This window comes from Collinsella aerofaciens (assembly GCF_001404695.1).
GTDB lineage: Bacteria > Actinomycetota > Coriobacteriia > Coriobacteriales > Coriobacteriaceae > Collinsella > Collinsella aerofaciens_E.
This window is the reverse complement of sequence record NZ_CZAQ01000004.1, coordinates 44,852-71,226: the sequence shown is the minus strand read 5'-3', so window position 1 is coordinate 71,226 and position 26,375 is coordinate 44,852. Positions and strand designations below refer to the sequence as shown.

The window sequence follows — 26,375 nt, the reverse complement described above, 5'->3', positions numbered from 1 at the left end:
AAGGTCAGCGCCCTTTCATTTCACGTCACCTTGCTCGCTTAGGGTCGTTTTCGCTGACGTTGCCAAGACATTGGCGTCAACATAGTTGGCGTTGGCGATGGCGTGCTGGTCAATCCTTACAGCTCGTACAGTGTGGTGAACTTGTCCTGCAGGTAGCTGCAGTAGTAGCGGGCGTCAAAGGCCATGCCGCAGGCGCCCTTGATGAGTTCCGGCGCGTCTTTGGTGCGGCCCCACTGCCAAATGTGCTCGCCCAGCCAGGCGCGGACGGGCGCCAGATCGCCGCTCGCGCAGGCACCGGTAAGGTCGACGCCGTCGCGGCACATGGCCGGCACAAACATGGCATCGTAGGCGCTACCCAGCGCATACGTGGGGAAGTAGCCAAACGAACCGCCGCTCCAATGCGTATCCTGCAGGCAGCCGTGCGTGTCGTCGGGAACGGGAATGCCCAGGTACTCGTCCATAAAGCGGTTCCAAAGCGCGGGGATGTCCTTGGCCGCAGCCTCGCCGGCAAACAGCATACGCTCAATCTGGTAGCGCACCATAATATGCAGCGGATAGGTGAGCTCGTCGGCCTCGGTGCGGATCAACGACGGCTGCGCGATGTTCACGGCGCGGTAGAGCGTGTCTTCGTCGACGTCGCCGTAGACCTCGGGCGCGTGACGACGCAGCACCTCGAGCAGCGGTCCCATAAAGGCGCGGCTGCGACCCACGGTGTTCTCGAAAAAGCGGCTCTGGCTCTCGTGGATGCCCATGGAGGTGCCGCCCTCCAGGCAGGTGCGCGCGTAGGCGGGATTGACGCCCAGCTCGTACATGGTGTGCCCCGCCTCGTGGATGATGCTGTAGACGTTGGAGATGCAGTCGTCCTCGTAGATGTGCGTCGCGATGCGCGCATCACCCACGGCAAAGCCCTCGCTAAACGGATGCTCGGTAAAGGCAAGCGTGGTGTCGTCCAGGTCCAGGCCGACAAGCTTCATAAGGTCGAAGCTCATGGCGCGCTGGGCAGCCTCGGGCACGTGGGCGTGCAAAAAGTCGGCAGCCGGCTGCTGGCCGCGCTCGCCGATGGCGTGCACGAGCGGCACGACCGTGGCCTTGACCTCGTCGCAAAACGCGTCGAAGCTCTTGGCGGAAAGGCCGCGCTCGTACTGGTCGAGCCAAACGTCGTATGGATCGCGCTTGGGGTCCATGAGCTCGGCCTGATGCTTAAGTTGGGCGACGATTCTATCCACATAGGTCTCAAAGCTCGCCCAGTCGTTGGCTGCCTTGGCCTTGCGCCACACGGCGTCCGCCTCGCAGGTGAGCCTGGTCCAGGCCTCGGCTTCTTCGGTGGGGATGGCACTGGCCTCACGTTGATCGCGGCCGAGCACACGGATCTCGTCGAGCAGCTGAGGGTCGTCGATTTTGCCGCCGGCGACGGTCTCGCGCGCTAACGAGCGTACGAGCTCAACGGACTTCTCGCTGGTCAGCAGCTTGTGATGCTCGCCGGCAAGCGTGCCCATGGCGTCGGCACGCGCTGCTGCGCCGTTGGCGGGGGCAATGGTCGCGCCGTCAAACTCGGCAATCTTGAGCAGGTACTCACGAGTCCACAGCTTGCCTTCGAGCTTGCGGAATTTTTTGACGGCCTTATCGACCTTCATGCCTTTGGATGTCTTGCCCGCTGCAGGCTCGGCCTTCTTATCGAGTTTCTTTCCCATACCATATCCTTGATCTCGTGAGCCGAGCGCTTCGGGTGGGCGCGCGGCCAGTTTGCACAGCTACCTGCCTTGTACCCAGTGCGAACAAAACGGAACGCGGCGATGCACACGCAGAATGTGTTATCCTATAGCCCAATGCGTTGACGGAGAGGGTTTTGCCCGCCGCGTCGCCGGCAAGAGAGGGAAGGTCATGGGCTGCGAGCCTTCCTGCGGTGACAAGGGCCAAGCGTTCACTCCCGAGCAGCGACCTCAACGGGCACGCGGCCAGCGGCGGCGAAGCCCCAGTAGGGAAGCCGTGAGCCTCGCGACAAGGGGCACAGAGTGGGCGCGGCGGGCCAGACATCCGCCGGGTCAAACAAGGTGGTACCGCGGAATTCAACCGTCCTTGGGCAATGCACATGCCCGAGGGCGGTTTTTTTGTTACCGAACCGGGCCGCACATCCGCAGCTCCGGGTGGCTCCAGCCGCCGCGGCAAGTGGATGCGCGAGAGACGAAAGGGAAGACATGAGTCTGATTGATGATCTGGTCAAACTCGAGGAAGAGGCCAAGGAGCTCGTCGCAGGCGCCGATGACGCCGCCAAGCTCGAGGCTGCGCGTGTTGAGCTGCTCGGTCGCAAGGGTCGTATCACCGGCTTGATGCGCATGATGGGCAAGCTCGCCCCCGAGGATCGTCCCGTGATGGGCAAGCGCGCCAACGAGATGCGCCAGCTGATCGAGGGCATGCTCGACGAGCGAAACACCGAGATGAAGGCCGCCGCCCTCAAGCGCGCACTCGAGCACGACGCCGTCGACATCACGCTGCCGGGCATCCGTCCGCAGATCGGCCACCAGCACCTGATCAAGCAAATCATCGAGGAGGCCGAGGACATCTTCTGCGGCATCGGCTACACCGTCGAGTCCGGCCCCATGGTCGACACCTCTTACTACAACTTCACCGCGCTCAACGCTCCCATGGATCACCCGAGCCGCTCGGCCCGCGATACCTTCTACGTGGTCGACAACAACCCCGGCAGCGTCGCGCACCCCGAGGCTCACGCCCACGGCGAGTCCGACGTGCTGCTGCGCACCCAGACTTCGGGCGTGCAGATCCACACTATGGAGTCGCAGAAGCCGCCCATCTACATGATCTGCCCGGGCACCGTCTACCGTCCCGACACGGCCGATGCCTGCCACCTGCCGCAGTTCAACCAGATCGAGGGCCTGGTCGTCGACGAGGGCATCACCTTTGGCGACCTGAAGGGCACGCTCGACTACTTTGTTAAGTGCATGTTTGGCGAGGATCGCAAGACGCGTTACCGCCCGCACTTCTTCCCCTTCACCGAGCCCAGCTGCGAGGTGGACGTGAGCTGCCACGTGTGCGGCGGCAAGGGCTGCAACTTCTGCAAGCACAGCGGCTGGATCGAGATCTTGGGCTGCGGCATGGTCGACCCCAACGTCCTGATCAACTGCGGCATCGATCCCGAGAAGTACACCGGCTTCGCCTTTGGCATTGGCGCCGAGCGCGTCGCGGCCCTGCGCTACGACCTGCCGGACCTCAGAACGCTCATGACAGGCGATATGCGCTTCTTAAATCAGTTCTAGGCCCGGCGGCTTTCCCAAGCACCGCACCTTGCCTTTCAATCGTCGGTTGCGTACCTAAGTACGCGGCCCTCCTCTTTCAAGGCAATCTGCGGCACTTGGAAAACCCGTCTCCGTTGCAGTTTTTGGCTCAAAGCCGCATTTATGAAAGGAGACCAGTTAGATGCGCGTTTCTTACGACTGGCTCAAGACCATGATCGATATTCCGGAGGATCCCAAGACCCTTTCGGACGAATATATCCGTACCGGCACCGAGGTCGAGGCGATCGACACCGTGGGCGAGTCCTTCGACCATGTGGTGACCGCCAAGGTGCTCACCAAGACCCCGCACCCCGATAGCGACCATATGTATGTGTGCTCGGTCGACGTGGGTGATAAGAACCTCGACGCCGACGGCAACCCCGCCCCGCTGCAGATCGTCTGCGGTGCGCAGAACTTTGAGGCCGGCGACCACATCGTCACGGCCATGATCGGCGCCGAGCTGCCCGGCGACATCAAGATCAAGAAGAGCAAGCTCCGTGGCGTCGTGTCCATGGGCATGAACTGCTCCGCGCGCGAGCTCGGCCTGGGCGGCGACCACTCCGGCATCATGATCCTGCCCGAGGATACGCCCTGCGGCATGCCGTTTGCCGAGTATGTGGGCTCGAGCGATACCGTGCTTGACTGCGAGATCACGCCCAACCGTCCCGACTGTCTGTCCATGATCGGCATGGCCCGCGAGACCGGTGCCATCTTCGACCGCGATTTCCACGTTGAGCTGCCCGCCATCAAGGTCGAGACCGGCCGCGCGACGGACGATGAGCTTTCGGTCGAGATTGCCGACGAGGGCCTGTGCGACCGCTATGTCGCCCGCATCGTGCGCAACGTGAAGGTCGGCCCGTCGCCCGACTGGATGGTCAAGCGCCTCAACGCCCTGGGCGTGCGTCCGCACAACAACATCGTCGACATCACCAACTACGTGATGATGCTCACCGGTCAGCCGCTGCATGCCTTTGACCTGTCTACCTTTGCCGAGCGCGATGGCCACCGTCGCGTGGTGGTTCGCGCTGCCCAGCAGGACGAGAAGTTCACGACCCTCGACGGCGAGGAGCGCACGCTCGACGCCGGCATGGGCCTGATCACCGACGGCGAGCGTCCCGTGGCGCTGGCCGGCGTTATGGGCGGCATGGATTCCGAGATTGAGGACGACACTGTCGACGTGATGGTCGAGAGCGCCTGCTTCAACGCTGGTCGCACCTCGCATACCAGCCGCGACCTGTCGCTGATCTCGGACGCCTCCATCCGCTTTGAGCGTCAGGTCGACGAGACCGGTTGCGTGGACGTGGCCAACGTGACCTGCGCGCTCATCGAGGAGATTGCCGGTGGTGAGGTCGCTCCCGGCTACATCGACGTGTTCCCCACGCCCAAGACCATCGACAGCATCAAGCTGCGCCTGGCCCGCGTGCACGCCATCTGCGGCGCCGACATCGAGCCCGACTTTATCGAGCGCTCGCTCACCCGCCTGGGCTGCACCGTCGAGCGCGACGGCGAGGACTTTATGGTTACCCCGCCGAGCTTCCGTCCCGACCTGCCGCGTGAGATCGACCTGATCGAGGAGGTCCTGCGCCTGTGGGGCATGGGTCGCGTCACGGCGACCATCCCGGCTGCCAAGAACCACATCGGCGGCCTGACCCGCGAGCAGAAGCTCACCCGCAAGGTCGGCGAGATCCTGCGCGCCTGCGGCCTCAATGAGACCACGACCTTTGGCTTTGCCGCCCCGGGCGACCTGGAGAAGATTGGCATGTCCACCGAAGGCCGCGGCTGCCCCGTGGTGCTCATGAACCCGCTGGTGGCCGAGCAGACCGAGATGCGCCGCTCGCTGCTGCCGGGTCTGCTGCAGTCTGTGGCCTACAACGAGGCCCACGGCACGCCTAACGTGCATCTGTACGAGGTCGGCAGCCTGTTCCACGGTCGCGAGAACGCCAGCCTGCCCAAGGAGACCAAGTCCGTGGCGGGTGTGCTCTCGGGCCAGTGGAGCGAGCAGTCCTGGAACATGAAGTACCGCAAGCTGCGTTTCTTCTTTGGCAAGGGCATTGTCGAGGAGCTGCTCGCCCAGCTGCGCATCGAGAAGGTTCGCTTCCGTCCCGTCGAGGGCGAGGGCTACGCCTTTTTGCAGCCGGGTCGTGCGGCCGAGGTTCTGTCCGGCGGAACCGTGCTGGGCTGGGTCGGCGAGATTCACCCCGAGGCGCGCGAGGCGATGGGCATCGATGAGGTCGTCGTTGCCTTTGAGCTCGACTTGGACAAGCTGATCAAGGGCGCCCGCAACCAGGAGAACTATCGCGAGTTCTCGCAGTACCCGGCTGTTGAGCATGACCTTGCCATTGTGGTCGACAACTCCGTGACCTGTGAGGATCTTGAGCGCCGCATTACCAGCGCCGGCGGCAAGCTGCTCGAGGGCGTGCGCCTGTTCGACGTCTACCGCGATCCGGTCCGCATCGGCAAGGGCAAGAAGTCCATGGCCTTTGCGCTTACGTATCGCTCCGACGACCACACGCTCACCAGCGAAGAGGTCGAGAAGGCGCACCAGAAGATCGTCACCAAGGTGTGCAAGGGCGTAAACGGCGAGGTCCGCTCGTAATCTTTGCTGTTCGGAACCCGCCCCCTGCGGGGTTTTCACGGCAACGTCCTCGCCACTTCGCGGCTGCGGGATGTTGCCTTAGAAAACCCCTCTCGGGGGCGGGTTCCTGCGTTAACCTTGTTGCGAGCGGATCGCACCTTCTTCCGGGTGACCGGAAAGTTGGGAGTGCATGGGCCCTTTATTGGGCGGTGCGTGGACCTGGGCTAATAACGTACGTATTGCAAGGGCGTGCTGCGTTGTGGGCGGTGCGCCTTTTTGTTAGTATGCAGAGTCGGTGTTACGGATTGTTGGAAACGTAACACACAACGTTCTGATTGAGAGGGCTCATGCATATTCCCGATAATTATCTGTCCCCGCAGACCGATGCCGTTATGGCGGTGGCGATGGTCCCCGTTTGGGTCCATTGCATCAAAAAGGTACGCGCCACGCTCGATCGCGAGCACATGGCGTTCCTGGGCATTTGCGCCGCATTCTCCTTTTTGCTCATGATGTTCAACGTGCCGCTGCCTGGCGGCACCACTGGTCACGCTGTTGGTGGCGCGCTCATCGCGCTGCTGCTAGGCCCCGAGGCTGCTGCCATTGCAGTCTCGGTCGCACTCGCACTGCAGGCGCTGCTGTTTGGCGACGGCGGCATCCTGTCCTTTGGCGCCAACTGCTTTAACATGGCTTTCGTGCTGCCGTTTGCCGCTGCTATCGTATTCCGTGCGCTCAACAGCCGTTTGCACGACAAGAGCTGGGGCACCTCGGTTTCGGCCATCGTAAGCGGCTGGGTCGGCCTGTGCCTGGCGGCCCTGTGCGCGGCGGTCGAGTTTGGTATTCAGCCCATGCTCTTTACTAACGCTTCGGGCGCGCCGTTGTACTGCCCCTTCCCGCTGTCCATTGCCATTCCGGCCATGATGATTCCGCATATGTTGGTTGCCGGCGTGGTCGAGGGCGTGGCGACGGCCGCCATCTACGGTTTCATTAAGAAGACGGCGCCGAGCGTTATCGTCGGGCCCGAGGCCGTCGATGGCCAGCTTGCTGCCGAGGGCACTGCTGCCAAGAAGACCTCGCTGATCCCCACGCTCATCCTGGTCGCCGTGCTTGTCGTGGCCACGCCGCTGGGCCTGTTGGCCACGGGTGACGCCTGGGGCGAGTGGGACGCTGAGGGCGCCGCGACCGCCGTCCAGGAGGCTGGCGACGACAGCCTGCAGGCTTCGGTCGGCCTTGACACCCCGACCTTTGCCGACGCTCTGCCCACGGGCGATTATCTGCAGGCCTATTCCGAGGAGCAGGGCCTTGGCTTTGCCGGTCAGGCTGCCATGTATATCCTGTCCGGCGTGATTGGCGTGGCGGTGCTCACCATCGCATTCCGTCTGATCTCGCTGACGGTCAAGGAAAGCGGTGCTCATGGCAATAGCCGAGCTGCCTAGCTGGCTTGCGGTCGAGCAGCGTTACGAGCCCGCGGGGGCTCGGCATCGTGTAATGCAAAAGAATGTCCTGCACCTGGCGAGCCTGCTTGAGCGGGTTCGCCTGGGTGGAGGCGCGAACGAGGGCGGGTCGATGGTCGACCGCGCCCTTTCTTGCGTTTCGGCTCCGGTGCGCCTGGTGGGGATGTTCGTCTGCGTTCTGTGCGTGTGCCTGACGCAGAGCCCGCTGTACCTCATGTTGATGGCGGCGACCGCGTTGGTGCTGGTCGCGGTGCGCCCTGTACGCGGGCTGCGCGCGACCTTTGTGCCGGCGTTGGCTACCGCGGGGTTTGCCGTGGTTCTGGCACTACCTGCCCTGCTGCTGGGCGCTTCCGCTACGGACGCCATGCTCAAAATTGCGCTCAAGACGTTCATTAACGTGTCGTTCGTGCTGGGCGTTTCGTGGACACTCACCTGGAGTCGCATGTCGGCGGCGCTTAAGATGCTGCGCCTGCCCGACGAGGTCATCTTTACCTTTGATATGGCACTCAAGCATATCGAGGTGCTGGGACGCACGGCGCACGATCTGTGCGAATCGGTCATGCTGCGCAGCGTTGGCCGTGCGCCTGAGGGGTTTTCGCGTACCGATTCGATCGCGGGTATCATGGGCATGACCTTTATAAAGGCGATGGAGTGCAGCCACGCGATGGACGAGGCTATGCTCTGCCGCGGCTTTGCCGGTGCGTACCCGGCGCCCGGGCGGAGCGGCTTTGGCTGGCGCGACGCGGTTTATGCGGCCGTCGTGGTGCTGCTCGCCGTGTTGTGCGCGGTGCTGTAGCGCGGGCGGCCGAGCCGTCGATATGGATAGGGAAGGGCGACATTTTGACGATCGATATGAATAGTGCGGCGGGCACGAACGGTGCGGGCGGCGCCGAGGTCGCGCCGCTCATCGAGCTGCGCGACGTGGTGTTCTCCTATGCTGGGCATACGGTTGTCGATGGTGTGTCGCTGCAGGTCGATCGTGGTGAACTCGTTGCCCTACTCGGTCCCAACGGCTGCGGTAAGACGACGATTATGCGCCTTATCAACGGTCTTGAACTAGCGGACGCGGGTGCGTACCTGTTTGACGGGCACGTGATCGATGCGGCATATCTCAAGGATTCCGCAGCCACTCAGCGTTTTCATCAGCGCGTGGGCTTTGTGTTCCAGAATGCCGACGCCCAGCTGTTCTGCGCTACGGTGGGCGAGGAAGTTGCTTTTGGCCCCGCGCAGATGGGGCTGCCGACAGACGAGCTCGAGCGCCGCGTCCGCGATGCTATGGAGCTGTTCCAGGTTGCCGATCTGGTCGATGCCTCGCCCTATCAGCTTTCGGGCGGGCAAAAGAAGCGCGTTGCGCTGGCTGCGGTCGTGTCGATGAACCCCGATATCCTAGTGCTCGATGAGCCCACCAACGGGCTCGATGAGGACTCGTGCGACATCGTAGTCAACTTTTTGCTGGCCTACGTTGCTGCCGGTAAGACGGTTTTGATGAGTACGCACCATCAAGATTTGGTGCGCCGCTTGGGGGCCCGTGCCATCTATATCGATCGATATCACCATGTGGTCGAGGCGCCTTCGCCGTCGTATGGAACCGAGAGCGGTGCTGCGGAATAGTTGCTGCGTAGAGGATGCGTAGCCGCCCGCGCGGCTTTGCCGTGATGGTATAGTTATCCAGGTTTTTTATGGGGGTGGCTATGCCAAGCTGGAACATTCATATCGCTCAAACGGAGCGCTTGCTGACACGTGCTAGCGTGCTTGCCGATAGCGTGCGCGACCGCAATGCCTTTTTGTTTGGCTGCGTGGTTCCGGACATCTTTGTGGGCTACATGGTTCCCGGCATTGCCGATCCCATCCCGTACCGCATCACGCACTTTGCTAAGCCCGAGCCTATCCCCAAACCACGCGAGCACGAGTTCTGGGATACCTATGTGACGCCGCTGCTTAAAGGCGCACCCGCGGGCGAACCTGCTGAGGCTACCTCGATTGTCGAGGAGCGCGAGCGACTGAACCGCGTGCACTATCCTCAGCGCTACAGGGATGCCGAGCCGGTTGTCGGTCCAGGCGCCTGTGAGTTCTCGCTTGCGTCCGAAGATGTGGCGCAGTCGCTGCTCGATTTAACGCTGGGCGTCTGGTCGCATCTGGTGGCCGATACCGTATGGAATACGCGCGTGAATCAGTACCTGGAGGCGCACGGCGGCAAGCCGTGCGAGGAATTCCGCATTAAAAAGCAAGGTGACTTTGACTGGTTTGGCAAGACGCTGGGCATTGTTTCGATTCCGCGCGCGACCGATCGCCTGTATACTGCGGCGACGCGTTTTGGGCAGTATCCCATCCATAAGGAGTATGTGCTCAAGACCATCGGCGTCATGCACGAGATCGTGCGCGAAAACCCCGGTGAGCCCGATCATCCGCCATACCGCCTTCTGACCGAGGAGTTCTTCGACGCAACGTTTACCGAGGTCATCGAGCTAACCGAGGCGGGATTTGCAGCTCGCGTTGCTGCTTCTGACGTTCCCGCAGTCCCCCTGATCGCTAGCTGCTAGCCGGCCGGCTTAACGGTGAACAGTTCATCCCAATTGACCAACAGCTCCCGTCGCAGGGCATCTTCGGTGGTACGCTCGACATCGGAAAGGTTCGCGACTGAACACAAATCGATGATGCGGCATACGAAGACGGTCTAAAAAAGGGCCCGGAAGGCAAAGCCTTCCGGGCCCTTTTTCTGTGCAAACATGCTTGCAAGTACGACTTAACGCACCTGAGCGACGTAAGCGACGTTGGTCGAGGAGACCTTGTCCTCGAGCTGGACGCTCATGCGGGGATCGCCGGCGGTAGCGACGGTCAAATCGCCGGCCTCGACGTAGCCGAGCTCCTTAGCGGTCTCGATCGCCTTGACGATCGTGCCGTTGACGGTGCCCTGGGTAATCTCGGCCTGGTGCGGGATAACGCCCCAGTACATGATCATCTGCTGGACGGCCCACTCGTGGCGGGAGAACGCGCAGATTGGCATGTTGGGACGGAAGTGCGAGATCAGGCGAGCAGTACGACCGGTGGTCGTCGGCACGGTGATGCACTTGGCGCCAACGGTGGTAGCCATGTTCACAGCGGACATACCCACAACGTTGTTGACGACGCGGGTGCCGTGAGCATCGGCCGGAACCTCGAGCGGAGCGTGGGCCGGGAGGTACTTCTCGGTCTCGAGAGCGATGCTGGCCTGCATCTTAACGGCCTCAACCGGGTACTTACCGGCAGCGGACTCGCCAGAGAGCATAACGGCGTCGGTGCCGTCGTAGATGGCGTTAGCAACGTCGGCAACCTCGGCGCGCGTCGGGCGCGGGTTCTGCTGCATGGAGTCGAGCATCTGCGTAGCGGTGATGACGGGCTTGTAGGCCGCGTTGCACTTGGCGATGATCTCCTTCTGGATGTGCGGAACGAGCTCGGGCTTGATCTCGATGCCCAGGTCGCCGCGGGCGACCATGATGCCGTCGGAAGCCTCGAGGATCTCGTCGAAGTTCTCGACGCCCAGGGCGCACTCGATCTTCGGGAAGATCGTCACGTGCTCGCCACCGTTCTCGCGGCAAAGCTCGCGGATGCCGCGGACGGACTCGCCGTCACGGATGAAGGAGGCTGCAATGTAGTCGATGTTCTCGGTCAGGCCAAAGAGGATGTCCTGACGATCGCGCTCGGTGATGGCGGGCAGCGAGATGTTGACGTTGGGCATGTTGACGCCCTTGCGCTCGCCGATCAGGCCATCGTTCTTGACGACGCAGGTCATGTCCTGGCCGTCGACGGACTCGACCTCGAGGGCAACCAGACCGTCGTCGATCAGGATGAGGGAGCCCTTCTCGACCTCGGAGGGCAGAGCCAGGTAGTCGAGGGAGATGTGCTCAGCGGTGCCGTGGAAATCCTCGGACGTGGGCTGAGCGGTGACGACAATCTTGTCGCCGGTCTTGACGGCAACCTTCTTGCCGTCGACCAGAAGGCCGGTGCGGACCTCGGGGCCCTTGGTGTCGAGCAGGATGCCGACGGGCAGACCGAGCTCCTTGGAAATACGACGGACGCGCTCGATGCGACCGTGGTGCTCGTCGTAGGAGCCGTGCGAGAAGTTAAAACGGGCGACGTTCATGCCCGCCTTGATCATCTCGCGGATGGTCTCGTCGCTATCGCAGGCGGGACCCATGGTGCATACAATCTTAGTGCGCTTGTACATTCAGACCTCCATCTGACATCGTCTTGCGCTGATAGATAAACCATAAGAAATAAAACCGTGTTGATTATAACGAAATGCCGACCGAATACCCCATAAAATCGACCGTATGCCGAATTAGAAGTTCATTTTTTGCGGTAAAAACGGTATATGCAAAAACTTTACCAACCGTTCTAACCGCTGCTATCTGGGCGATATTTCAGTTTGACGATGCGCCGAAGAAAAAACGTTTTATCAATCTTGAGCATCACACTGTCTGCACTGTTGCACCCGAGCCGTGTTTCCAATTGGAATGTTTTGGCTAGACGCGCCGCTTTGGGGTACCATAGCTCCACTATCAACTGCCGCTCAGCACGGCAGCCTTGATGAGCCCTTGCCCTTCTCCTGGGAATTATGATCGGGCATCAATCTGCTGAGTGGCCCGAATCCCAGGAGGGGACTCTATATGCAAAAGGAATACCTGTCCGCCGCGGCGGAGGTGCTCAGCGACCAAGGTGTCGATGAGAACCTCGGCCTGAGCAACGGCGAGGCGTCATCGCGCCTCGCCAAGACAGGCCCTAACAAGCTCGAGGAAGCCGAGAAGACACCGTTGTGGAAGCGCTTCTTTGAGCAGATGGCCGACCCCATGGTCATCATGCTGATCGTTGCCGCCGTTATCAGCGCGCTCACGGGCATGGTCAAGGGCGAGCCCGACTTTGCCGATGTCGCCATCATCATGTTCGTCGTTATCGTCAACTCGGTGCTGGGCGTGGTCCAGGAAGCCAAGAGCGAGGAGGCTCTCGAGGCCCTGCAGGAGATGAGCGCGGCGCAGTCCAAGGTTCTGCGCGACGGCAAGCTCGTGCATCTGCCGAGCGCCGAGCTCGTGCCCGGCGACGTGATCATGCTCGAGGCGGGCGACTCCGTTCCGGCCGACTGCCGCGTGCTCGAGAGCGCCACGATGAAGATCGAAGAGGCCGCGCTCACCGGCGAGTCCGTGCCCGTCGAGAAGCATGCCAACGTGATCGAGCTCGCCGCCGGCACCGACGACGTGCCGCTCGGCGACCGCAAGAACATGTGCTACATGGGCTCCACCGTGGTGTACGGCCGCGGTCGCGCCGTCGTGGTCGGCACCGGCATGAACACCGAGATGGGCAAGATTGCCGGCGCCCTGGCCGAGGCCAAGGAAGAGCTCACGCCGCTGCAGGTGAAGCTCGCCGAGCTCAGCCGCATCCTCACCATCATGGTTATCGTCATCTGCGTCGTGATCTTTGGTGTCGACATCGTCCGCCACGGCGTGGGCAACGTCCTTACCGACCCAACTGCCCTGCTCGACACCTTTATGGTCGCCGTCTCGCTCGCCGTCGCCGCCATCCCCGAGGGCTTGGTCGCCGTCGTGACTATCGTCCTTTCGCTCGGCGTGACCAAGATGGCCAAGCGCCAGGCGATTATCCGCAAGCTTTCTGCTGTCGAGACACTCGGCTGCACGCAGACCATCTGCTCGGACAAGACCGGCACGCTTACCCAGAACAAGATGACCGTCGTCAAGCACGAGCTCGCTGCGCCTAAGGAGAAGTTCCTGGCCGGTATGGCCCTTTGCTCCGATGCCCAGTGGGACGAGGAGCTGGGCGAGGCCGTGGGCGAGCCGACCGAGTGCGCGCTCGTCAACGACGCCGGCAAGGCTGGCCTCACCGGCCTGACTGCCGAGCATCCGCGCGTGGGCGAGGCCCCGTTCGACTCGGGCCGCAAGATGATGTCCGTGATCGTCGAGACCCTGGATGGCGAGTACGAGCAGTACACCAAGGGCGCGCCCGACGTGGTGATCGGCCTGTGCACCCATATCTACGAGGGCGAAAAGGTCGTCCCGCTGACCGAGGAGCGTCGCGCCGAGCTCGTGGCCGCCAACAAGGCCATGGCCGACGAGGCTCTGCGCGTGCTGGCGCTGGCAAGCCGCACCTACACCGAGGTCCCGAGCGACTGCAGCCCCGCTGCGCTCGAGCACGACCTGGTCTTCTGCGGCCTGTCCGGCATGATTGACCCTGTCCGCCCCGAGGTCGCCGACGCCATCCGCGAGGCGCACGATGCCGGTATCCGCACCGTCATGATCACGGGCGACCACATCGACACCGCCGTGGCCATCGCCAAGCAGCTGGGCATCGTCACCGATCGCAGCCATGCCATCACCGGTGCCGACCTCGATCGCATGAGCGACGAGGAGCTCGACGCGCACATCGAGGACTACGGCGTGTACGCCCGCGTCCAACCCGAGCACAAGACACGCATCGTCGAGGCTTGGAAGTCGCGCGACCAGATCGTGGCCATGACGGGCGACGGCGTCAACGACGCCCCGTCCATCAAGCGCGCCGACATCGGCGTGGGCATGGGCATTACTGGTACCGACGTCACCAAGAACGTCGCCGACATGGTGCTCGCCGACGATAACTTTGCCACCATCATCGGTGCCTGCGAAGAGGGCCGTCGCATCTACGACAACATCCGCAAGGTCATCCAGTTCCTGCTTTCGGCCAACCTTGCCGAGGTGTTCTCGGTGTTTATCGCCACGCTCATCGGCTTTACCATCTTCCAGCCGGTGCAGCTGCTGTGGGTGAACCTGGTCACCGACTGCTTCCCCGCGCTCGCGCTGGGCATGGAGGATGCCGAGGGCGACATCATGAAGCGCAAGCCGCGCAACGCCAAGGACGGTGTCTTTGCCGGACATATGGGTCTGGACTGTGTGGTCCAGGGCCTAATCATCACCGTGCTGGTGCTGGCGAGCTTCTTTGTGGGCGTGTACTTTGACATGGGCTACATCCATATCGCCGATATGATCGCCGGCAATGCCGACGAGGAAGGCGTGATGATGGCGTTCATCACGCTCAACATGGTTGAGATTTTCCACTGCTTCAATATGCGCAGCCGTCGTGCGTCGCTGTTCACCATGAAGAAGCAGAACAAGTGGCTGTGGGCTTCCGCCGCGCTGGCGCTGGTGCTGACGGTGATCGTAACCGTGCAGCCGACGCTTGCCGAGATGTTCTTTGGCCCCGTGACGCTTGAGCTCAAGGGCGTTCTTGCCGCGCTGGGCCTGGCCTTCCTGATCATCCCGCTGATGGAGATCTACAAGGCGATCATGCGCGCGGTCGAGAAGGAGTAAGTTAACCTGTCCGGGCCCGCCCCTGCGTGTTTTCTTCTTCGCTGGTCCTCGCGCTTCGCGCTGCGGGATCGCTCAGAAGAAAACACTCCCGGGGTGGGCCCTACGGTATCCTTACTGGCTTTTCTCCCGCGCGGATGAAAAAGGGCTGAGGGAAAGAAGGTGAGCGGCCGAGCAATTGCTCGGCCGCTCGTTTTGAATAAAGGATGTGCCCTTTGGAAACCCCTCTCGGCGGGCGGGCCCTGCGGTGACGTTGCTGACTTTTCTCCCGTGTGGATGATAAAGGCTGAGGGAAAGTGTGTGAGTCGGTCGAGCATTTGCTCGACCGACTCTTTTTTGTGGGAAAATACCTGCTCAGTTGTGATTTGTGGTGCTGGGAGGCGCTTGTGGGCAAGGCTAAGGCTAAAGCGAAGAAAAAGACGACGGGGGCGCGGGCTAAGCGCGATCGTCGTCGGAAGCTCGCGACCGAGGCTCCCGCGTCTGCCGAGGAGCTGCTGGCGAGCGTGCCGGGACTCGACGCGCTGCAGGACGTTCCGGCGTTCGATGACCTGCCGGTCGATGAAGCTCAGCAGGCTGCCTTTGATGATTTCTGCGCACATGCCGAGGAGCCCGAGCAGATGCAGCTTGGCGCCGTGGTGCGCTTGGATCGTGGGTTTCCGCTGGTGGCGACTGCCGACGATACCTTCCGCGCCGAGCATGCCGTGGGATTTGCCAAGTCGCGCGGTGGGGACGAGGTCCTGCTGCCTGCCGTGGGCGATCGTGTGGCGGTGCGCCGCGCTCCCGGGCACGATATGGGCGTGATTGAATGCGTACTGCCGCGCCGTACGAGCTTTGAGCGTTGGCGCGGCCGTGCCCGCGGAGAGCGTCAGGTGCTCTGCTCCAACGTGGATAGCGTGCTAATCGTGCAGGCGCTCGGTGCCGGCGAGGTGCTGCTCGACCGTGTGGCGCGCTCGCTGGTGTTGGCGCTCGACTGCGATGCCGAGCCGGTGGTGGTGCTCACCAAGGCTGACCGCTGCGATGCCGGGGAGCTCGAGCGCGATCTGGACCGCGTGCGCCGTCTGGTGGGTCCGGACGTGCGCGTGATCGTGACGTCTTCTGCCGAGGGCCGCGGTCTGGACGAGGTCCGTGCCTGCGTGCCTGCCGGGAGCTGCGCCATGATTCTGGGCGAGTCGGGTGCCGGCAAGTCGACGCTGCTCAATGCACTGCTGGGCCACGATACGTTGGCGACCGGCGGTGTGCGCGAACGCGACGATCAGGGTCGTCACACTACCGTCGCGCGCGTGATGGTGGCACTGCCGGGCGACGCCGGCGTGATCGCCGATGCCCCGGGCCTGCGCAGCCTGCCGCTCGTGGGTCACGAGCGGGGTCTAGCGCGCGCTTTCCCCGAGATTGTCGAGGCATCGCGCGCGTGCCGGTTTGGCGATTGCACGCATACCCATGAGCCGGGCTGCGCCGTTCGCGAGGCCGAGGACGCCGGGCAGATCGATAGCCTGCGTCTGGAAACGTTCCAAAACCTGGCGTCATCCATGCGCGTGAGCGCTCAAATGCTCGATCCCGATGTCCATCTGTAATTGATTTTTCCTATGACAGCCGTCTCCCAACTGTTCGGGAGACGGCTTTTTTGCTGCGGAAAAGCTTCGAAACATACAGTTTGCTGACGTGCTGACCAAAACCTTGCCACGAGCTTGACGGGCTGGTCAGTTTTTGGTCAGCGATTGGTTTGACATCGAAAACCAAGATCGCGATTGCGCCGCTTTGCACTCTGACCGCCCAGACAATGGTGGTACGGGCATTCGCCCGGCACTGCCATGAGAGGAGCGGCCGTGAACAAGAGCAAGCGCATCGCCATCAGTCTGGTCGCGGGCGTGCTCGCTGCTCTGCTCTGCATGGTTTACGGCTCGTCGATCCGCTCGCAAGCCGAACAGGTCCAGGCTGAGACCTTGGCCAAGTACGGTGGCGATCGCGTCGAGGTATGCGTCGCGGCGCGCGATATCGATGTGGGCGAGACCCTCGATGAGACCAATGTCATAACCCAGGAATGGCTGACGAGCCTGCTGCCGCGTGATGCGGCGACCGAGCTGCGCCAGGTGCGCGGCGACGTGACGACTTCGCGTATTCCCAAAAACGCCGTGATCTGCAATGTCTACACCAAGGCCGAGAGCCACAAGCTTGAGGTGCCTAAGGGCAAGGTTGCCGTTTCGGTGGCGGTCGATGCCGAGCACTCGGTCGGCGGTGCTACGGGCGTGGGCAGCTACGTGGATGTGTATGTGCAAAAAGACGGCGTAACCGATCGACTGTGCGGCGCGCACGTGATCGATACCAGTGAGGATTCCGGTGCCACGCGCGAGGGCAGGATCGAATGGGTGACGCTGGCGGCTGACCCCGAAGACGTCAAGGAACTGCTGGGCGCCTCGGGCAAGGGAACGGTCAGCTTGACGATTCCCGCCACGGCGCGCGGCAAAAAGAGCGGAGGCGACGAGTGATGAAGGCGATCTGGCTTGCGTGCTGCGCGTGCGGCGATTACGGGCTGTTGCAGCGGGAAGTCGAGGGCCGTGACGCGGGTGCACAGGTGCTTCGCGTTGGTGACCTGGACGGGCTGGTTTCCATGGCGCGGGCGTTTCCGTCGCGCCGCGGGGCTGCCATCATCGCGGCGTCTCTGTTTGATACCGAAGATGTGCGCAAGACTGTTGCGCGCCTGACGGCCGAAGGCCGCGTGAGTCGCGTGGTCGTGTTGATAGAAGCGCTCGATCCGTCGGATATCGAGGGGCTGTTTCGCGCGGGGGCGACCGAGGTCATCGCTGCGCACAGTATATGCGGCAACGGGCGCGCGGGCGAGGGAGCGGTTGATTCCGATCGGCGCATGACGATTGAGCCCGATGCTTTTGTTGATAGGGAACCCGGGGCGCCTCGCGCTACAAGAGGCCCGCGTGTTGATGATTATGGAAAAGCGGAAGCCGAGCATGGTCGGCGCCCCCGGAACCCCCTTGTATACGATGACGCTGGAGGGCCGGCGCAGCATGCTGGCGACTCCCCGGCTGTAGATATGGGATACGTGCACGGCGTGAATCTGGCGGATGAACTCGACGAAGTTGAGGGCTTTGCCGGGTGCGGCGAGTTGTCGCTGATGCAGCATGAGCAGATTGCACAGAACGAGCCTGCCTCGCAGACCGAACAAGCTGCCATGTCGGCTTGGACGCAGCGTGTGGTTGCGGCGGGGGAGACGGGGACGCTGTCACCGACGCCCGCCCCGCCGCCTCCGATGCCGCCGGCAGACGCTGCCGCTCCGCCGCATCGAGCTCCGGTCATCTGCGCCATTTCGGGTTCGGGCGGTTGCGGCAAGTCGACGATCGTTGCCACCATGGCACACGCATCGTCGCTGTTGGGCTTGCGTGCCGCCGTGCTCGACCTGGACCTGATGTTTGGAAACCTTTACGACTTGTTAGGCGTCGATGCCCCGCGCGATATGGCGACACTTATCGAGCCGTCGGCGGCGGGCGCGCTCACCGAGCCGGATATCGTAGCCACATCGATGCGCGTGGCGCCGGGCGTTACGCTCTGGGGTCCCGTTGCGGCTCCCGAGCAAGCCGAGCTCATGGCACGTCCGGTGGAGCTACTGCTTGATGTTCTGCGTCGCGAATCCGACGTGGTCTTTATCGATACCTCGGTCTTTTGGGGCGACGCCGTGGCGGCTGCGGTGGCAGCGAGCGACCGTTGCCTGGTCGTTGGCGATGCGGCGGTGTCGTCCGCGACATCGGCGTCGCGCGTCATTGAACTGGCAAGTCGAGTAGGTGTGCCGCGCACGCGCATGAGCGCCGTGTTCAACCGGTTCGGTGCGCGCGGGGCAGACGAGGACGTCGCCATGCGCTTTGAGATTGCCTGTGCGTTGAGCTCCAAGATTCGTATCGCCGATGGCGGGCAGGATCTCGCCGCGCTCATGGCGTTTGGGCGCGCTGACGAGGCGGTGGGGCAGACCAGCGCTTTTGCGACCAGCATGCGCGAGGCCACGCGCGAGATGCTCGTGGAACTGGGGTGCGCCGTCGGCCCTTGGAGCGATATGGTCGCCGACCGTGCAACGCGTACTGAACGCCCGCGTATCCGCCTTCCCTGGTCGCGCGAGGGTGATCAGCGATGAGCCTGCAAACGAGGATTAAGGCTGCCGGCGCTGCAGCGGCGGCAGCGCCTGTAGATGCGGGGCGTCGCCGCGCGGTGAAACGACGCACCAAGCGCGCCGTGATGGACCGCATAGGTTACGACGAAGTGGCGCGTATCAGCGCCTATATCGACCCGGCACTTGCCCGCTCGGAATTGCGTCCTGCGGTGGAGGCGGCGCTCAATGTTGAGGAGTCGACCGATCTCGCGACGCCCGAGCGCGAGACCATCATCGACGAGATCTTGGATGACGTGGTGGGCTTGGGGCCGTTGCAGCCGCTCATCGAGGACGACACCGTTACCGAGATCATGATCAACGGCTGCCGCTCGGCTTTCTTTGAACGCGGCGGCGTCTTGTACCCCATCAAGCATGCGTTTGAGGATGATGAGCAGATCCGTGTGCTTATCGACCGCATTATCTCGCCACTTGGCCGCCGTATCGACGAGCGCAGCCCCATCGTCAACGCCCGCCTCAAAACGGGCTATCGCGTCAACGCGGTGATTCCGCCTGTGGCGATTGACGGACCGATTCTCACCATCCGAAAGTTCTCGGACCGTATCTGCTCGCTGGACGAGCTCGTGGGGTTGGGATCGCTGCCGCTTTGGTATGCGCAGCTGCTGTCGTGTGCGGTGTCGCTGCGACAGGACCTGGCGGTTGCGGGAGGCACGGGATCTGGTAAGACCACCCTGCTCAACGCGTTGTCATGTGAGATTTCCACCGGCGAGCGCATCGTGACGATCGAGGACTCTGCCGAGCTCAAGTTTGCGCATCATCCGCACGTGGTGCGCTTAGAGGCGCGCGAGGCTTCAATTGAGGGCGAGGGCGCGGTGACGATCCGCGACCTGGTAACTAATGCCCTACGCATGCGCCCCGACCGCATCGTGGTGGGCGAGGTGCGCGGTGCCGAGTGCTGCGACATGTTGCAGGCCATGAACACGGGCCACGACGGGTCGCTCACCACACTTCATGCGGGTTCAGAACAGGAGACCGTGGTGCGTCTGACGTTGCTTGCACGTTATGGCATCGATCTGCCGAGCGAGCTCATCGAGGAGCAGATTGCCATGGCGCTCGACGGCATCGTGATGTCCGAGCGCCACGCCGATGGCAGGCGTTTCGTCTCCTCGTATTCGGGGGTGCGACGCGCCGCATCGGGTGGCGTAGAGCTCGAGCGCTATGTGACGTTCGATGCCGCCGAGCGCACCTGGACGCTTGACCGCGAGCCGCCGTTTATTGCAGAAGGCCTGCGGTCGGGGACGCTCACACAAGAGGAGGTGGACGAATGGAGATCACTGTGCCCCTCGTCGTAGGGGGCTTGGCAGGGCTTTCTGTCGCGACGGCGTGCGGTGTGGAACCTCGTGTGCCGCAGGTACCGCCGGCGGAGCTGGCACGTCAGGCGCTCGAGACGGTGGCAGAGAAGCTGCCGCGTGAGCTGGTGGAAAACGATCTGCTGAAAAAGATCGCCCGTTCGTGGGCATCGCTGGCTCCGGCGCATCGCCTTGGCCTCGTGATCGAAGATGCTTCGGGATGTTTGGCGTTTCTGCTGCTATCGAGCGGTGTCTGCTGCGTTTTACTAACGATGGTGTCGTTATCGCCCCTCGGATTTGCCTTGGGACTTGTTGCTCCGTTTGCCGTTGGTGCCGCTTGGGATGGCTTTGAGAGCCGGCGCGAGCAACACGATGCAGAAGAGGCAATGCCCGAGGCGTTTACCGCACTTTCCATGTCGCTTGCCTCGGGACATTCGCTGGCCCAGGGCATGCGCTTTGTGGGCGCTCATGCGCAAGAGCCAGTGCATACCGAGTTTTTGCGGGTGGCGGCGGCGATCGATTGCGGCATCTCGGCGACCGACGCGCTCGATGACTTGCTCGTGCGTATCGACGCCCCCGGTCTTTCGCTTGTGACCTTGGCGCTTAAGGTGTCTCAGCGCACCGGCGCTCCGCTTGCCGACTTACTGTCCGAGGCGTCGAGCATGGTGGGGGAGCGCATCGAGCTCAAGCGCCGCCTGGATGTTAAGACGTCGCAGGCTCGCATGTCTGCGCATATGGTCGCGGCGATGCCGGCGGGCATGTGCGCGGTGTTGGCGCTGCTTTCGGCAGATTTTCGTCGCGGTCTTGCGACGCCCGCCGGCGCGGGCGCTGTGGTGCTGGGTCTTGCCCTCAACGCCGTTGCCCTGGTGGTTATCCGGCGCATTATGCGGGTGGAGCTATGAGCGCCCCGGTTGCAGTTGCGGCTTGCCTGTGCGCCCTGAGTGTATTTGTCGCGACGGGTTTGGATCGGGCGGATGCACGCAAGATCGCAGGGGCCTGCAAGCGCGAGGCGGTGCTGGTCGCTGCCGCGGGTCGCTCGGTGGTCGATGCTCTGACCGCGCGAGTGAAGGGCGCGGTTGGAGCGGGCGGCCCGGCGCGAGTGTCGCTCGGCGAAGTTTCCGAGATGATCGATGTTGTGCGCTTGGGTCTTTCGGCCGGTCTTTCGTTTGATGCGGCGCTTGAGATTTTCTGCGCCAACCGCCGGTCAGTGCTGGCTCTTCGCCTTGAGCGCGCCTGCATGGCGTGGCAGGTGGGCGTGGGCACGCGTGAGGACGAGTTGTTGGCCGCCGCGCGCGACCTGGACGTGCGAGCGCTCGAGACCTTTGCCATCACGGTGGGGCAGGCGCTCGCCCTGGGTGCCCCACTTGCCGAGACGCTGGCCGCTCAAAGTCGCGAGATCCGTGCGGCTCATCGCGCCGCGGTCGAGCGCGAGATCGAGCGTGCGCCCGTCAAGCTGCTGATTCCCACCGGCACGCTCATCTTGCCGGCGTTGCTTCTGTCCATATTGGGCCCGCTGCTGGGAGCAGGCGGGATGATGTAGGGAGGAATACATGAACACGATGACTGACACTGCTGGCAAGGTGCAGGGCTGGGCGTTTTGCCGGGCGGCACATGTTCGTCAGCGCGCCAAGGAACTATTGCAGGAGGAGAGTGCGCAGGGTACCACCGAGTATGCCATCTTGGTCGGCGTGCTCGTGGTGATCGCGATTATCGCCATCGTCGCATTTAAGGGCAAGGTCCAAGATCTATGGAACGCTATCAGCGAGGGCATCAACAGCCTGTAGAGGGCGAGCGCCCCGTCGGGGTGCTGCTGGTGTTTGCTTGCCTGACCGTGGCGATAGCGGCGGTGCTTTGGGGGCTTAACGCCGCGCGGCAGCAGCGTCCTGGGACCGCCTCCGATTTGGGCTCAGATTCGGCGGTGGCGTCTCAAAAAGATGAGATGCGAGATGCGGACGATTCGGATGTCGCTGTCACGGCGCAAACCTTTCTGCGGACGCTCGACAAGCGGTCTGGCACTGCGACGGATTCGCCTGGGGGCAACGCGATTGTGGTCCGGCTTGCATGGTCCGAGGACCGACCGATGACCGAAGCGGCGGCGGATATGCTGCGTTCCTATCGCGAGGTACCCACGGCGCAACTTGCTCTGAGCGGCTATCTCGACATCAAGGGAAACGTGTGGGGCGCCATCGTGCGTGACGGACGCGGCTGGGTCGATATGGTGACGGTTGCTGTGGATACTGGCGATGCTTCGTGTCGTCTGCGCGCCGTGCGCCTGGTCCCGCAAACAATAAGCTCAAAGGAGGGGTCGTGAAATGCATGGCGTTCTGCGTGAGGAGGTTGCCCAAGCGACTGTGGAATACGCCATCGTCACGGTGGCGCTGTTATCGATCGTGCTGGCGATTGCGGGGCTTTGGCGTGCTGGCACCGATGGGCGCTTGGCGGCGCTGGTCGAGCGGGCGGCGTCTCACGGCGTCACCTCGACATCGGTTGTCGACGCTGCTGCGGGTGCTGAGGACATCGCGCTGTATTGATATCGCGCGCGAGGACCGGGCGCAGTCTACGGTCGAGGCCGCTTTTTTGCTGCCGACGTTTCTGACGCTCATCCTTCTCGCACTGCAACCGGTGTGTCTGCTCTATACGCGCGCGGTCATGGAGTCTGCCGCCGCCGAGACCGCGCGGCTCATGACCACGACGACGGCGGAGGACGACGATCTTAAGGAGTTCACCCGCCGCCGACTTGCCGCAGTGCCCAACGTTTCGATCTTTCATGCCGGCGGGCCGTTGTCGTGGGATATCGAGCTTGGCCGGGTCGGTGCGGGTGGCGCCTCGTCCGTGTCCGTTTCCGGCGAGGTCAAGCCGTTGCCTGTGATCGGTGCGTTTGTGCAGGCTATGGGTGGTACCGCCGAGGGCGGCTACGTTGAGCTCAAGGTCGATGTCTCGTATCAATCGCGTCCCGAATGGCTGGAGGGAGATTATGATTCGTGGATTGCTGCATGGGATTAAGCGTTTCTGGTCTAGACGCGTTTTGACGCACCGTCCGAGCTGCCATCGCAAGCGAGGCGGCTTTATGGGTCGAGCCGGTGTCGATCTGTTTATCGAAGACGGTGCCTATACCACGCTTTCTTCTGCCGTGGTCATCCTAGTGGTGCTCACATTGTTGTTTTCGTCGACCGCGGCGATATGGAGCATGTCGCGTGCCGGGGACACCCAGGTGGCGGCTGATAGCGGCGCGCTGGCGGGTGCCAACGTGGTGTCGTCCTATCACACGGCTGCCACGGTGGTTGATGCGAGTATCTTGAGTCTGGGGCTGGCGGGGTTTGCCACGATCGGGACGGGCCTGGTCGCCATCCTCATCCCGGGTGCCGAGCCGGTTGCCGGCAATATGGTCGACACCGGGATCGAGATCATTAAAACGCGCAACAAGTTTGCCAAAAGCGCATCGGAAGGCTTACAGAAAATCGAGACGGCTCTGCCGTATCTGATCGCCGCGCGTGCCACGCAGGCGGTGTCGGCGCAGGATACCGATAGTGTGACCTATACCGGTACGGCGCTTGCCGTGCCCAGGACATCCGAGTCGGACTTCGCTGCGATCAAAGGGTCAGAGATCTCGACCGATACCATTAAAGACACATCAGATGATTTAGAGCGTGCGGCCGAGGAGCTGCGGAAGGCTTCTGAGGACACGGCGAAGGCTAAAGAGCGTGCTTGGCTGGCGGATTGTGGTGGGTCTGACAAGGGCTCGGTCGGCAGCTGTTCTTGCATGTGGGAGCGCGCGAAAAGCCTAACGGATCTTTCCGGTGTTCAAAATCCGCATTACTCATCGAGCGTTACGTGGGAGCCTCAAGTTGCCCTTGATCGCGCGAAGGACTACTACCATTGGCGTCTGACAAATGAGAAGCCCCAGGGCTCGAGTGTCGAGATGAAGGCAGAGTCTGCGGCGCGTAAGGCGTTTTATACCTATGCGAACGCGGAGGTCGATCGGGCATATATAACCGAGAACGGAGACAGGGTTTCCTCCTATATTCCGCTGCTGCCGCGCAACTCTGATGAGGTTCGGGCGACGGAACTCTATACCGATGCGGTGTGGCCGACTAGCGTGAACGATGACAAGGCGTATCTGCATTACGGGACGACCTGCCCTAACTATAAGAAAGGGACGCCGAGCGGATTTGCTTCGGTTGCCGATTACGATGGACAGGATAAATGCAGCAAATGCCATTTTGGCGTTTTGTCGCTTGGTGCTGTTGCGGCGCCTTCAACCTCTATCGAAAACGGCTTCGAGTATCACTTTGACAAGTTTAAAGACGCCCTGGAGGACTACGTCGACTGTCGCAACAAGGAGCTCGAGCTCGAGCGTCAGACCGAGGACGAAGCCGACCGTGCGGGCAATGCGTTTGACCAGGCCATTAAAGCGCTTTCGGGCGAGCGTCCGCGTATCGCTCCGCCCGGTCGCAACGGCGTGGTTGCCTTTGCGGTTTCGGGTGCCATCTCGAGCCCCGATGAGCTCAACTCTTCGTTTAACACGGCAGTCAGGCTTGGCGATCGCGGTGCCATCTCTGCCGCGGTGCTGGCGCCCGATGAGGCGACGGCGCAAAACAACGTGCTTTCGCGATTTTTCTCGACATTGAAGGAACGCTCGGGCGGCGTTGCCGGCGTGCTCGACGGCGTCATGGATGTTTGGGGACGGCTGCTCGTAGGATACGGTGATATCCAAGGTTCGGCCGACGAACTTATGGACGAGATGATTGAAGGCCTAGGAGGGGGCAGCGGCGCGTTGGGCTCCATTGCATCGTGGCTCGGCGATACCGTTTCGGCATCCGTGGCGGCGCTGGGTTTGGAACCGTGCGACTTGCGCCTGCGAAAGCCGGTGCTGACCGATTCCGCCAACGTCATTAAGAGTCCGGGGTCTGACATTGCTGGTCTCTCTCAAGCGCAAGACAAGCTGCGAAGTATTCCGTTGGGCGTGACCGATCCCAAGGCGCTTTGCGAGGCGTTGGAATATCAAGTCGAACGCACCATCAGCGGTACGGTGCTCACACTTGCGGAGATTCCTCTGCCCGGCGGCGGCTCCATCCCGCTTACCGTCGATGTCGCCACGCTGGTTGGCGCTCTGGGCGGTGGGTCGTAATGAGTATCCGCATGCGTCTGCGCGAGGAGCGCGCCCAAGCGACGGTGGAGATGGCAGTGGTTACGCCCGTTTTGCTGGTGCTGGCACTCATCGTATACAACGTCATGATCTTTGCCAGCGCTGTCGCGCGCTTCGACCGCGTGGTGCCCGACATCGTGTTGGCGCACGCCGTGGCGTCGGAGGGGGAGGGCGACGAAAGCTCTGCCGATGCCTCGGCGACGGTTCAGACTCAAATTCTGAATGCCATGAAAGGCTATGACTTGCAGATCGAAGTGTCGAGCGAGCAAGGCGCGGAGGCATCGGATGGTGGCCTGCTCTCCCTATCCGGTACGTTTAGGACCTACACCTGCACCATGCACTATGAGCCGTGGCCGACTTCTCTCAGCATCGCTGGCGTTCCGCTGGGGGCGCCGACAACGTTGTCGCACGAGCGCGCGGTGACGGTCGATCCATGGCGCCCGGGGGTGGTCATGTGACCGCGGTCTCGTCCTACATCGCCTACGCGCGGGCACTCAATAGGCTGGGCTGGACGCCGGCCGAGTTTGCGGTGGCGGAGTCGTTTGTCATGCGCCTGCGCGGCATGCTGGGACGGCGTCCGGTTGCCGCCAACGGCCTGCCGCTCGTCATGGCGTTTCCACGCTGCTCTTCGGTCCACACGTGTTTTATGGCCTATCCCATCGACATCGCCTTCATCGATCGCGACGGCAATATCCTCGCGCGCTACGAAAACGTATGTCCCTGGCGTATGTGTTCCTACCCCGGCGCCTGGGCCGCACTAGAACGCTCTTCAATCATTGTTTCGACCCCTGCTCTCCAACGCGTGCCGACTTAAGAATTGGCGACAGCGGACTTTCGTCATACGAAATTGGGTAAGATGGAGGAGAAGATGCATGGATGTTGAGATCCAACCCAACGCTAAAAAGCACCTGACAGAAAAGCAGGTGCTTAGCGCTCGGCTTGCGGTTACTGAGCGAATTCGTCGCGAGTCGAAGGACGAGCCGCCGAGATGGCTTGCGATTGGATGGCTCCCAGACGGACGAAGCGTGGAGCTTGTCGCGGTCGAGCTTGTCCGTGGGTGGCTTATCATTCATGCCTTGTCTCCAGTCCAGAAGAAATTTTGGCAGGAGATTGAATGGGCTCGGCAAAGGGGTC

General features: G+C 62.4%; 22 protein-coding genes. 20 read left to right on the top strand and 2 right to left on the bottom strand.

The annotated features are described in order from the left end of the window. Window positions 1–116 precede the first annotated feature (116 nt). A complete protein-coding gene (locus AQ996_RS02020) occupies window positions 117–1,691 on the bottom strand; it encodes a carboxypeptidase M32 (RefSeq protein ID WP_082435481.1) in 1,575 nt (524 codons plus the stop codon). A gap of 504 nt (window positions 1,692–2,195) precedes the next feature. Between AQ996_RS02020 and pheS the strand changes: the two genes are divergently transcribed. The 6 genes from pheS (at window position 2,196) to AQ996_RS01990 (ending at window position 9,856) form a co-directional block, all read left to right on the top strand. Beyond that, window positions 2,196–3,272 carry a phenylalanine--tRNA ligase subunit alpha gene (gene pheS, locus AQ996_RS02015; RefSeq protein ID WP_055250566.1) on the top strand — a complete coding sequence of 359 codons (1,077 nt, stop codon included), beginning with the start codon at window positions 2,196–2,198 and terminating at the stop codon, window positions 3,270–3,272. Between the two features lie 160 nt (window positions 3,273–3,432). After that, complete coding sequence (gene pheT / locus AQ996_RS02010; protein ID WP_055250564.1) at window positions 3,433–5,886, top strand: phenylalanine--tRNA ligase subunit beta; 2,454 nt, start codon at window positions 3,433–3,435, stop codon at window positions 5,884–5,886. A gap of 326 nt (window positions 5,887–6,212) precedes the next feature. Next, window positions 6,213–7,298: a cobalt transporter CbiM gene (gene cbiM, locus AQ996_RS02005; RefSeq protein WP_055250562.1), complete on the top strand. Its 1,086-nt coding sequence runs from the start codon at window positions 6,213–6,215 to the stop codon at window positions 7,296–7,298. After that, window positions 7,276–8,112 carry an energy-coupling factor transporter transmembrane component T family protein gene (locus tag AQ996_RS02000; protein ID WP_055250559.1) on the top strand — a complete coding sequence of 279 codons (837 nt, stop codon included), beginning with the start codon at window positions 7,276–7,278 and terminating at the stop codon, window positions 8,110–8,112. Before cbiM ends, AQ996_RS02000 begins: the two co-directional genes overlap by 23 nt. 44 nt (window positions 8,113–8,156) lie before the next feature. Further along, on the top strand, window positions 8,157–8,927 hold the full coding sequence (locus tag AQ996_RS01995; protein WP_253274585.1) for an energy-coupling factor ABC transporter ATP-binding protein: 771 nt from the start codon (window positions 8,157–8,159) through the stop codon (window positions 8,925–8,927). A gap of 80 nt (window positions 8,928–9,007) precedes the next feature. Beyond that, window positions 9,008–9,856, top strand: coding sequence for a hypothetical protein (locus tag AQ996_RS01990; protein WP_055250557.1), 849 nt, complete (start codon window positions 9,008–9,010; stop codon window positions 9,854–9,856). Window positions 9,857–10,059: 203 nt separating this feature from the next. Here AQ996_RS01990 and pyk read toward each other — a convergent pair whose 3' ends face one another. Then, on the bottom strand, window positions 10,060–11,520 hold the full coding sequence (pyk, locus tag AQ996_RS01985; RefSeq protein ID WP_055250555.1) for a pyruvate kinase: 1,461 nt from the start codon (window positions 11,518–11,520) through the stop codon (window positions 10,060–10,062). A gap of 442 nt (window positions 11,521–11,962) precedes the next feature. Here pyk and AQ996_RS01980 point away from each other — a divergent pair, with 442 nt between their 5' ends. From AQ996_RS01980 to AQ996_RS01915, 14 genes are all read left to right on the top strand, one after another. Continuing rightward, the gene (locus AQ996_RS01980; protein ID WP_055250552.1) at window positions 11,963–14,644 is read left to right on the top strand and encodes a cation-translocating P-type ATPase; all 2,682 of its coding nucleotides are present in this window, start codon (window positions 11,963–11,965) and stop codon (window positions 14,642–14,644) included. A gap of 614 nt (window positions 14,645–15,258) precedes the next feature. After that, complete coding sequence (rsgA, locus tag AQ996_RS01975) at window positions 15,259–16,212, top strand: ribosome small subunit-dependent GTPase A (protein ID WP_172674589.1); 954 nt, start codon at window positions 15,259–15,261, stop codon at window positions 16,210–16,212. 252 nt (window positions 16,213–16,464) lie between these two features. After that, window positions 16,465–17,124 carry a Flp pilus assembly protein CpaB gene (gene cpaB / locus AQ996_RS01970; protein WP_253274584.1) on the top strand — a complete coding sequence of 220 codons (660 nt, stop codon included), beginning with the start codon at window positions 16,465–16,467 and terminating at the stop codon, window positions 17,122–17,124. After that, window positions 17,124–18,773, top strand: coding sequence for a nucleotide-binding protein (locus AQ996_RS01965; RefSeq protein ID WP_055250546.1), 1,650 nt, complete (start codon window positions 17,124–17,126; stop codon window positions 18,771–18,773). Before cpaB ends, AQ996_RS01965 begins: the two co-directional genes overlap by 1 nt. Beyond that, window positions 18,770–20,098 carry a TadA family conjugal transfer-associated ATPase gene (locus tag AQ996_RS01960; RefSeq protein WP_148315801.1) on the top strand — a complete coding sequence of 443 codons (1,329 nt, stop codon included), beginning with the start codon at window positions 18,770–18,772 and terminating at the stop codon, window positions 20,096–20,098. Before AQ996_RS01965 ends, AQ996_RS01960 begins: the two co-directional genes overlap by 4 nt. Then, the gene (locus tag AQ996_RS01955; RefSeq protein ID WP_055250544.1) at window positions 20,071–20,997 is read left to right on the top strand and encodes a type II secretion system F family protein; all 927 of its coding nucleotides are present in this window, start codon (window positions 20,071–20,073) and stop codon (window positions 20,995–20,997) included. Before AQ996_RS01960 ends, AQ996_RS01955 begins: the two co-directional genes overlap by 28 nt. After that, window positions 20,994–21,635: a type II secretion system F family protein gene (locus AQ996_RS01950; RefSeq protein ID WP_055250542.1), complete on the top strand. Its 642-nt coding sequence runs from the start codon at window positions 20,994–20,996 to the stop codon at window positions 21,633–21,635. The genes AQ996_RS01955 and AQ996_RS01950 overlap by 4 nt, the downstream gene beginning before the upstream one ends. Window positions 21,636–21,645: 10 nt before the next feature. Continuing rightward, complete coding sequence (locus tag AQ996_RS01945; protein WP_117628991.1) at window positions 21,646–21,879, top strand: hypothetical protein; 234 nt, start codon at window positions 21,646–21,648, stop codon at window positions 21,877–21,879. Next, on the top strand, window positions 21,843–22,406 hold the full coding sequence (locus AQ996_RS09735; RefSeq protein WP_148315800.1) for a hypothetical protein: 564 nt from the start codon (window positions 21,843–21,845) through the stop codon (window positions 22,404–22,406). The genes AQ996_RS01945 and AQ996_RS09735 overlap by 37 nt, the downstream gene beginning before the upstream one ends. 1 nt (window position 22,407) lies before the next feature. Continuing rightward, a complete protein-coding gene (locus AQ996_RS09905) occupies window positions 22,408–22,626 on the top strand; it encodes a hypothetical protein (protein ID WP_055250538.1) in 219 nt (72 codons plus the stop codon). Beyond that, window positions 22,601–23,098: a TadE/TadG family type IV pilus assembly protein gene (locus tag AQ996_RS01930; RefSeq protein WP_231501542.1), complete on the top strand. Its 498-nt coding sequence runs from the start codon at window positions 22,601–22,603 to the stop codon at window positions 23,096–23,098. The genes AQ996_RS09905 and AQ996_RS01930 overlap by 26 nt, the downstream gene beginning before the upstream one ends. A gap of 64 nt (window positions 23,099–23,162) precedes the next feature. Continuing rightward, window positions 23,163–25,223 carry a hypothetical protein gene (locus AQ996_RS01925; protein ID WP_055250536.1) on the top strand — a complete coding sequence of 687 codons (2,061 nt, stop codon included), beginning with the start codon at window positions 23,163–23,165 and terminating at the stop codon, window positions 25,221–25,223. Next, complete coding sequence (locus AQ996_RS01920; protein WP_055250534.1) at window positions 25,223–25,699, top strand: TadE/TadG family type IV pilus assembly protein; 477 nt, start codon at window positions 25,223–25,225, stop codon at window positions 25,697–25,699. Before AQ996_RS01925 ends, AQ996_RS01920 begins: the two co-directional genes overlap by 1 nt. Beyond that, complete coding sequence (locus AQ996_RS01915; protein WP_055250533.1) at window positions 25,696–26,055, top strand: DUF192 domain-containing protein; 360 nt, start codon at window positions 25,696–25,698, stop codon at window positions 26,053–26,055. The genes AQ996_RS01920 and AQ996_RS01915 overlap by 4 nt, the downstream gene beginning before the upstream one ends. The last annotated feature ends 320 nt before the right edge of the window (window positions 26,056–26,375 follow it).

What these genes read in the sequence shown, in the direction of transcription:
- AQ996_RS09905 (WP_055250538.1), top strand. Translation starts at nt 22,408, where the DNA reads ATGCATGGCGTTCTGCGTGAGGAGGTTGCCCAAGCGACTGTGGAATAC.
- pyk (WP_055250555.1), bottom strand. Translation starts at nt 11,520, where the DNA reads ATGTACAAGCGCACTAAGATTGTATGCACCATGGGTCCCGCCTGCGAT.
- AQ996_RS01920 (WP_055250534.1), top strand. Translation starts at nt 25,223, where the DNA reads ATGAGTATCCGCATGCGTCTGCGCGAGGAGCGCGCCCAAGCGACGGTG.
- pheS (WP_055250566.1), top strand. Translation starts at nt 2,196, where the DNA reads ATGAGTCTGATTGATGATCTGGTCAAACTCGAGGAAGAGGCCAAGGAG.
- AQ996_RS02000 (WP_055250559.1), top strand. Translation starts at nt 7,276, where the DNA reads ATGGCAATAGCCGAGCTGCCTAGCTGGCTTGCGGTCGAGCAGCGTTAC.
- AQ996_RS01950 (WP_055250542.1), top strand. Translation starts at nt 20,994, where the DNA reads ATGAGCGCCCCGGTTGCAGTTGCGGCTTGCCTGTGCGCCCTGAGTGTA.
- AQ996_RS01980 (WP_055250552.1), top strand. Translation starts at nt 11,963, where the DNA reads ATGCAAAAGGAATACCTGTCCGCCGCGGCGGAGGTGCTCAGCGACCAA.
- cbiM (WP_055250562.1), top strand. Translation starts at nt 6,213, where the DNA reads ATGCATATTCCCGATAATTATCTGTCCCCGCAGACCGATGCCGTTATG.
- AQ996_RS02020 (WP_082435481.1), bottom strand. Translation starts at nt 1,691, where the DNA reads ATGGGAAAGAAACTCGATAAGAAGGCCGAGCCTGCAGCGGGCAAGACA.
- AQ996_RS01945 (WP_117628991.1), top strand. Translation starts at nt 21,646, where the DNA reads ATGAACACGATGACTGACACTGCTGGCAAGGTGCAGGGCTGGGCGTTT.
- AQ996_RS01925 (WP_055250536.1), top strand. Translation starts at nt 23,163, where the DNA reads ATGGGTCGAGCCGGTGTCGATCTGTTTATCGAAGACGGTGCCTATACC.
- rsgA (WP_172674589.1), top strand. Translation starts at nt 15,259, where the DNA reads ATGCAGCTTGGCGCCGTGGTGCGCTTGGATCGTGGGTTTCCGCTGGTG.
- pheT (WP_055250564.1), top strand. Translation starts at nt 3,433, where the DNA reads ATGCGCGTTTCTTACGACTGGCTCAAGACCATGATCGATATTCCGGAG.
- AQ996_RS01965 (WP_055250546.1), top strand. Translation starts at nt 17,124, where the DNA reads ATGAAGGCGATCTGGCTTGCGTGCTGCGCGTGCGGCGATTACGGGCTG.
- AQ996_RS01990 (WP_055250557.1), top strand. Translation starts at nt 9,008, where the DNA reads ATGCCAAGCTGGAACATTCATATCGCTCAAACGGAGCGCTTGCTGACA.
- AQ996_RS09735 (WP_148315800.1), top strand. Translation starts at nt 21,843, where the DNA reads ATGGAACGCTATCAGCGAGGGCATCAACAGCCTGTAGAGGGCGAGCGC.
- AQ996_RS01960 (WP_148315801.1), top strand. Translation starts at nt 18,770, where the DNA reads ATGAGCCTGCAAACGAGGATTAAGGCTGCCGGCGCTGCAGCGGCGGCA.
- AQ996_RS01955 (WP_055250544.1), top strand. Translation starts at nt 20,071, where the DNA reads ATGGAGATCACTGTGCCCCTCGTCGTAGGGGGCTTGGCAGGGCTTTCT.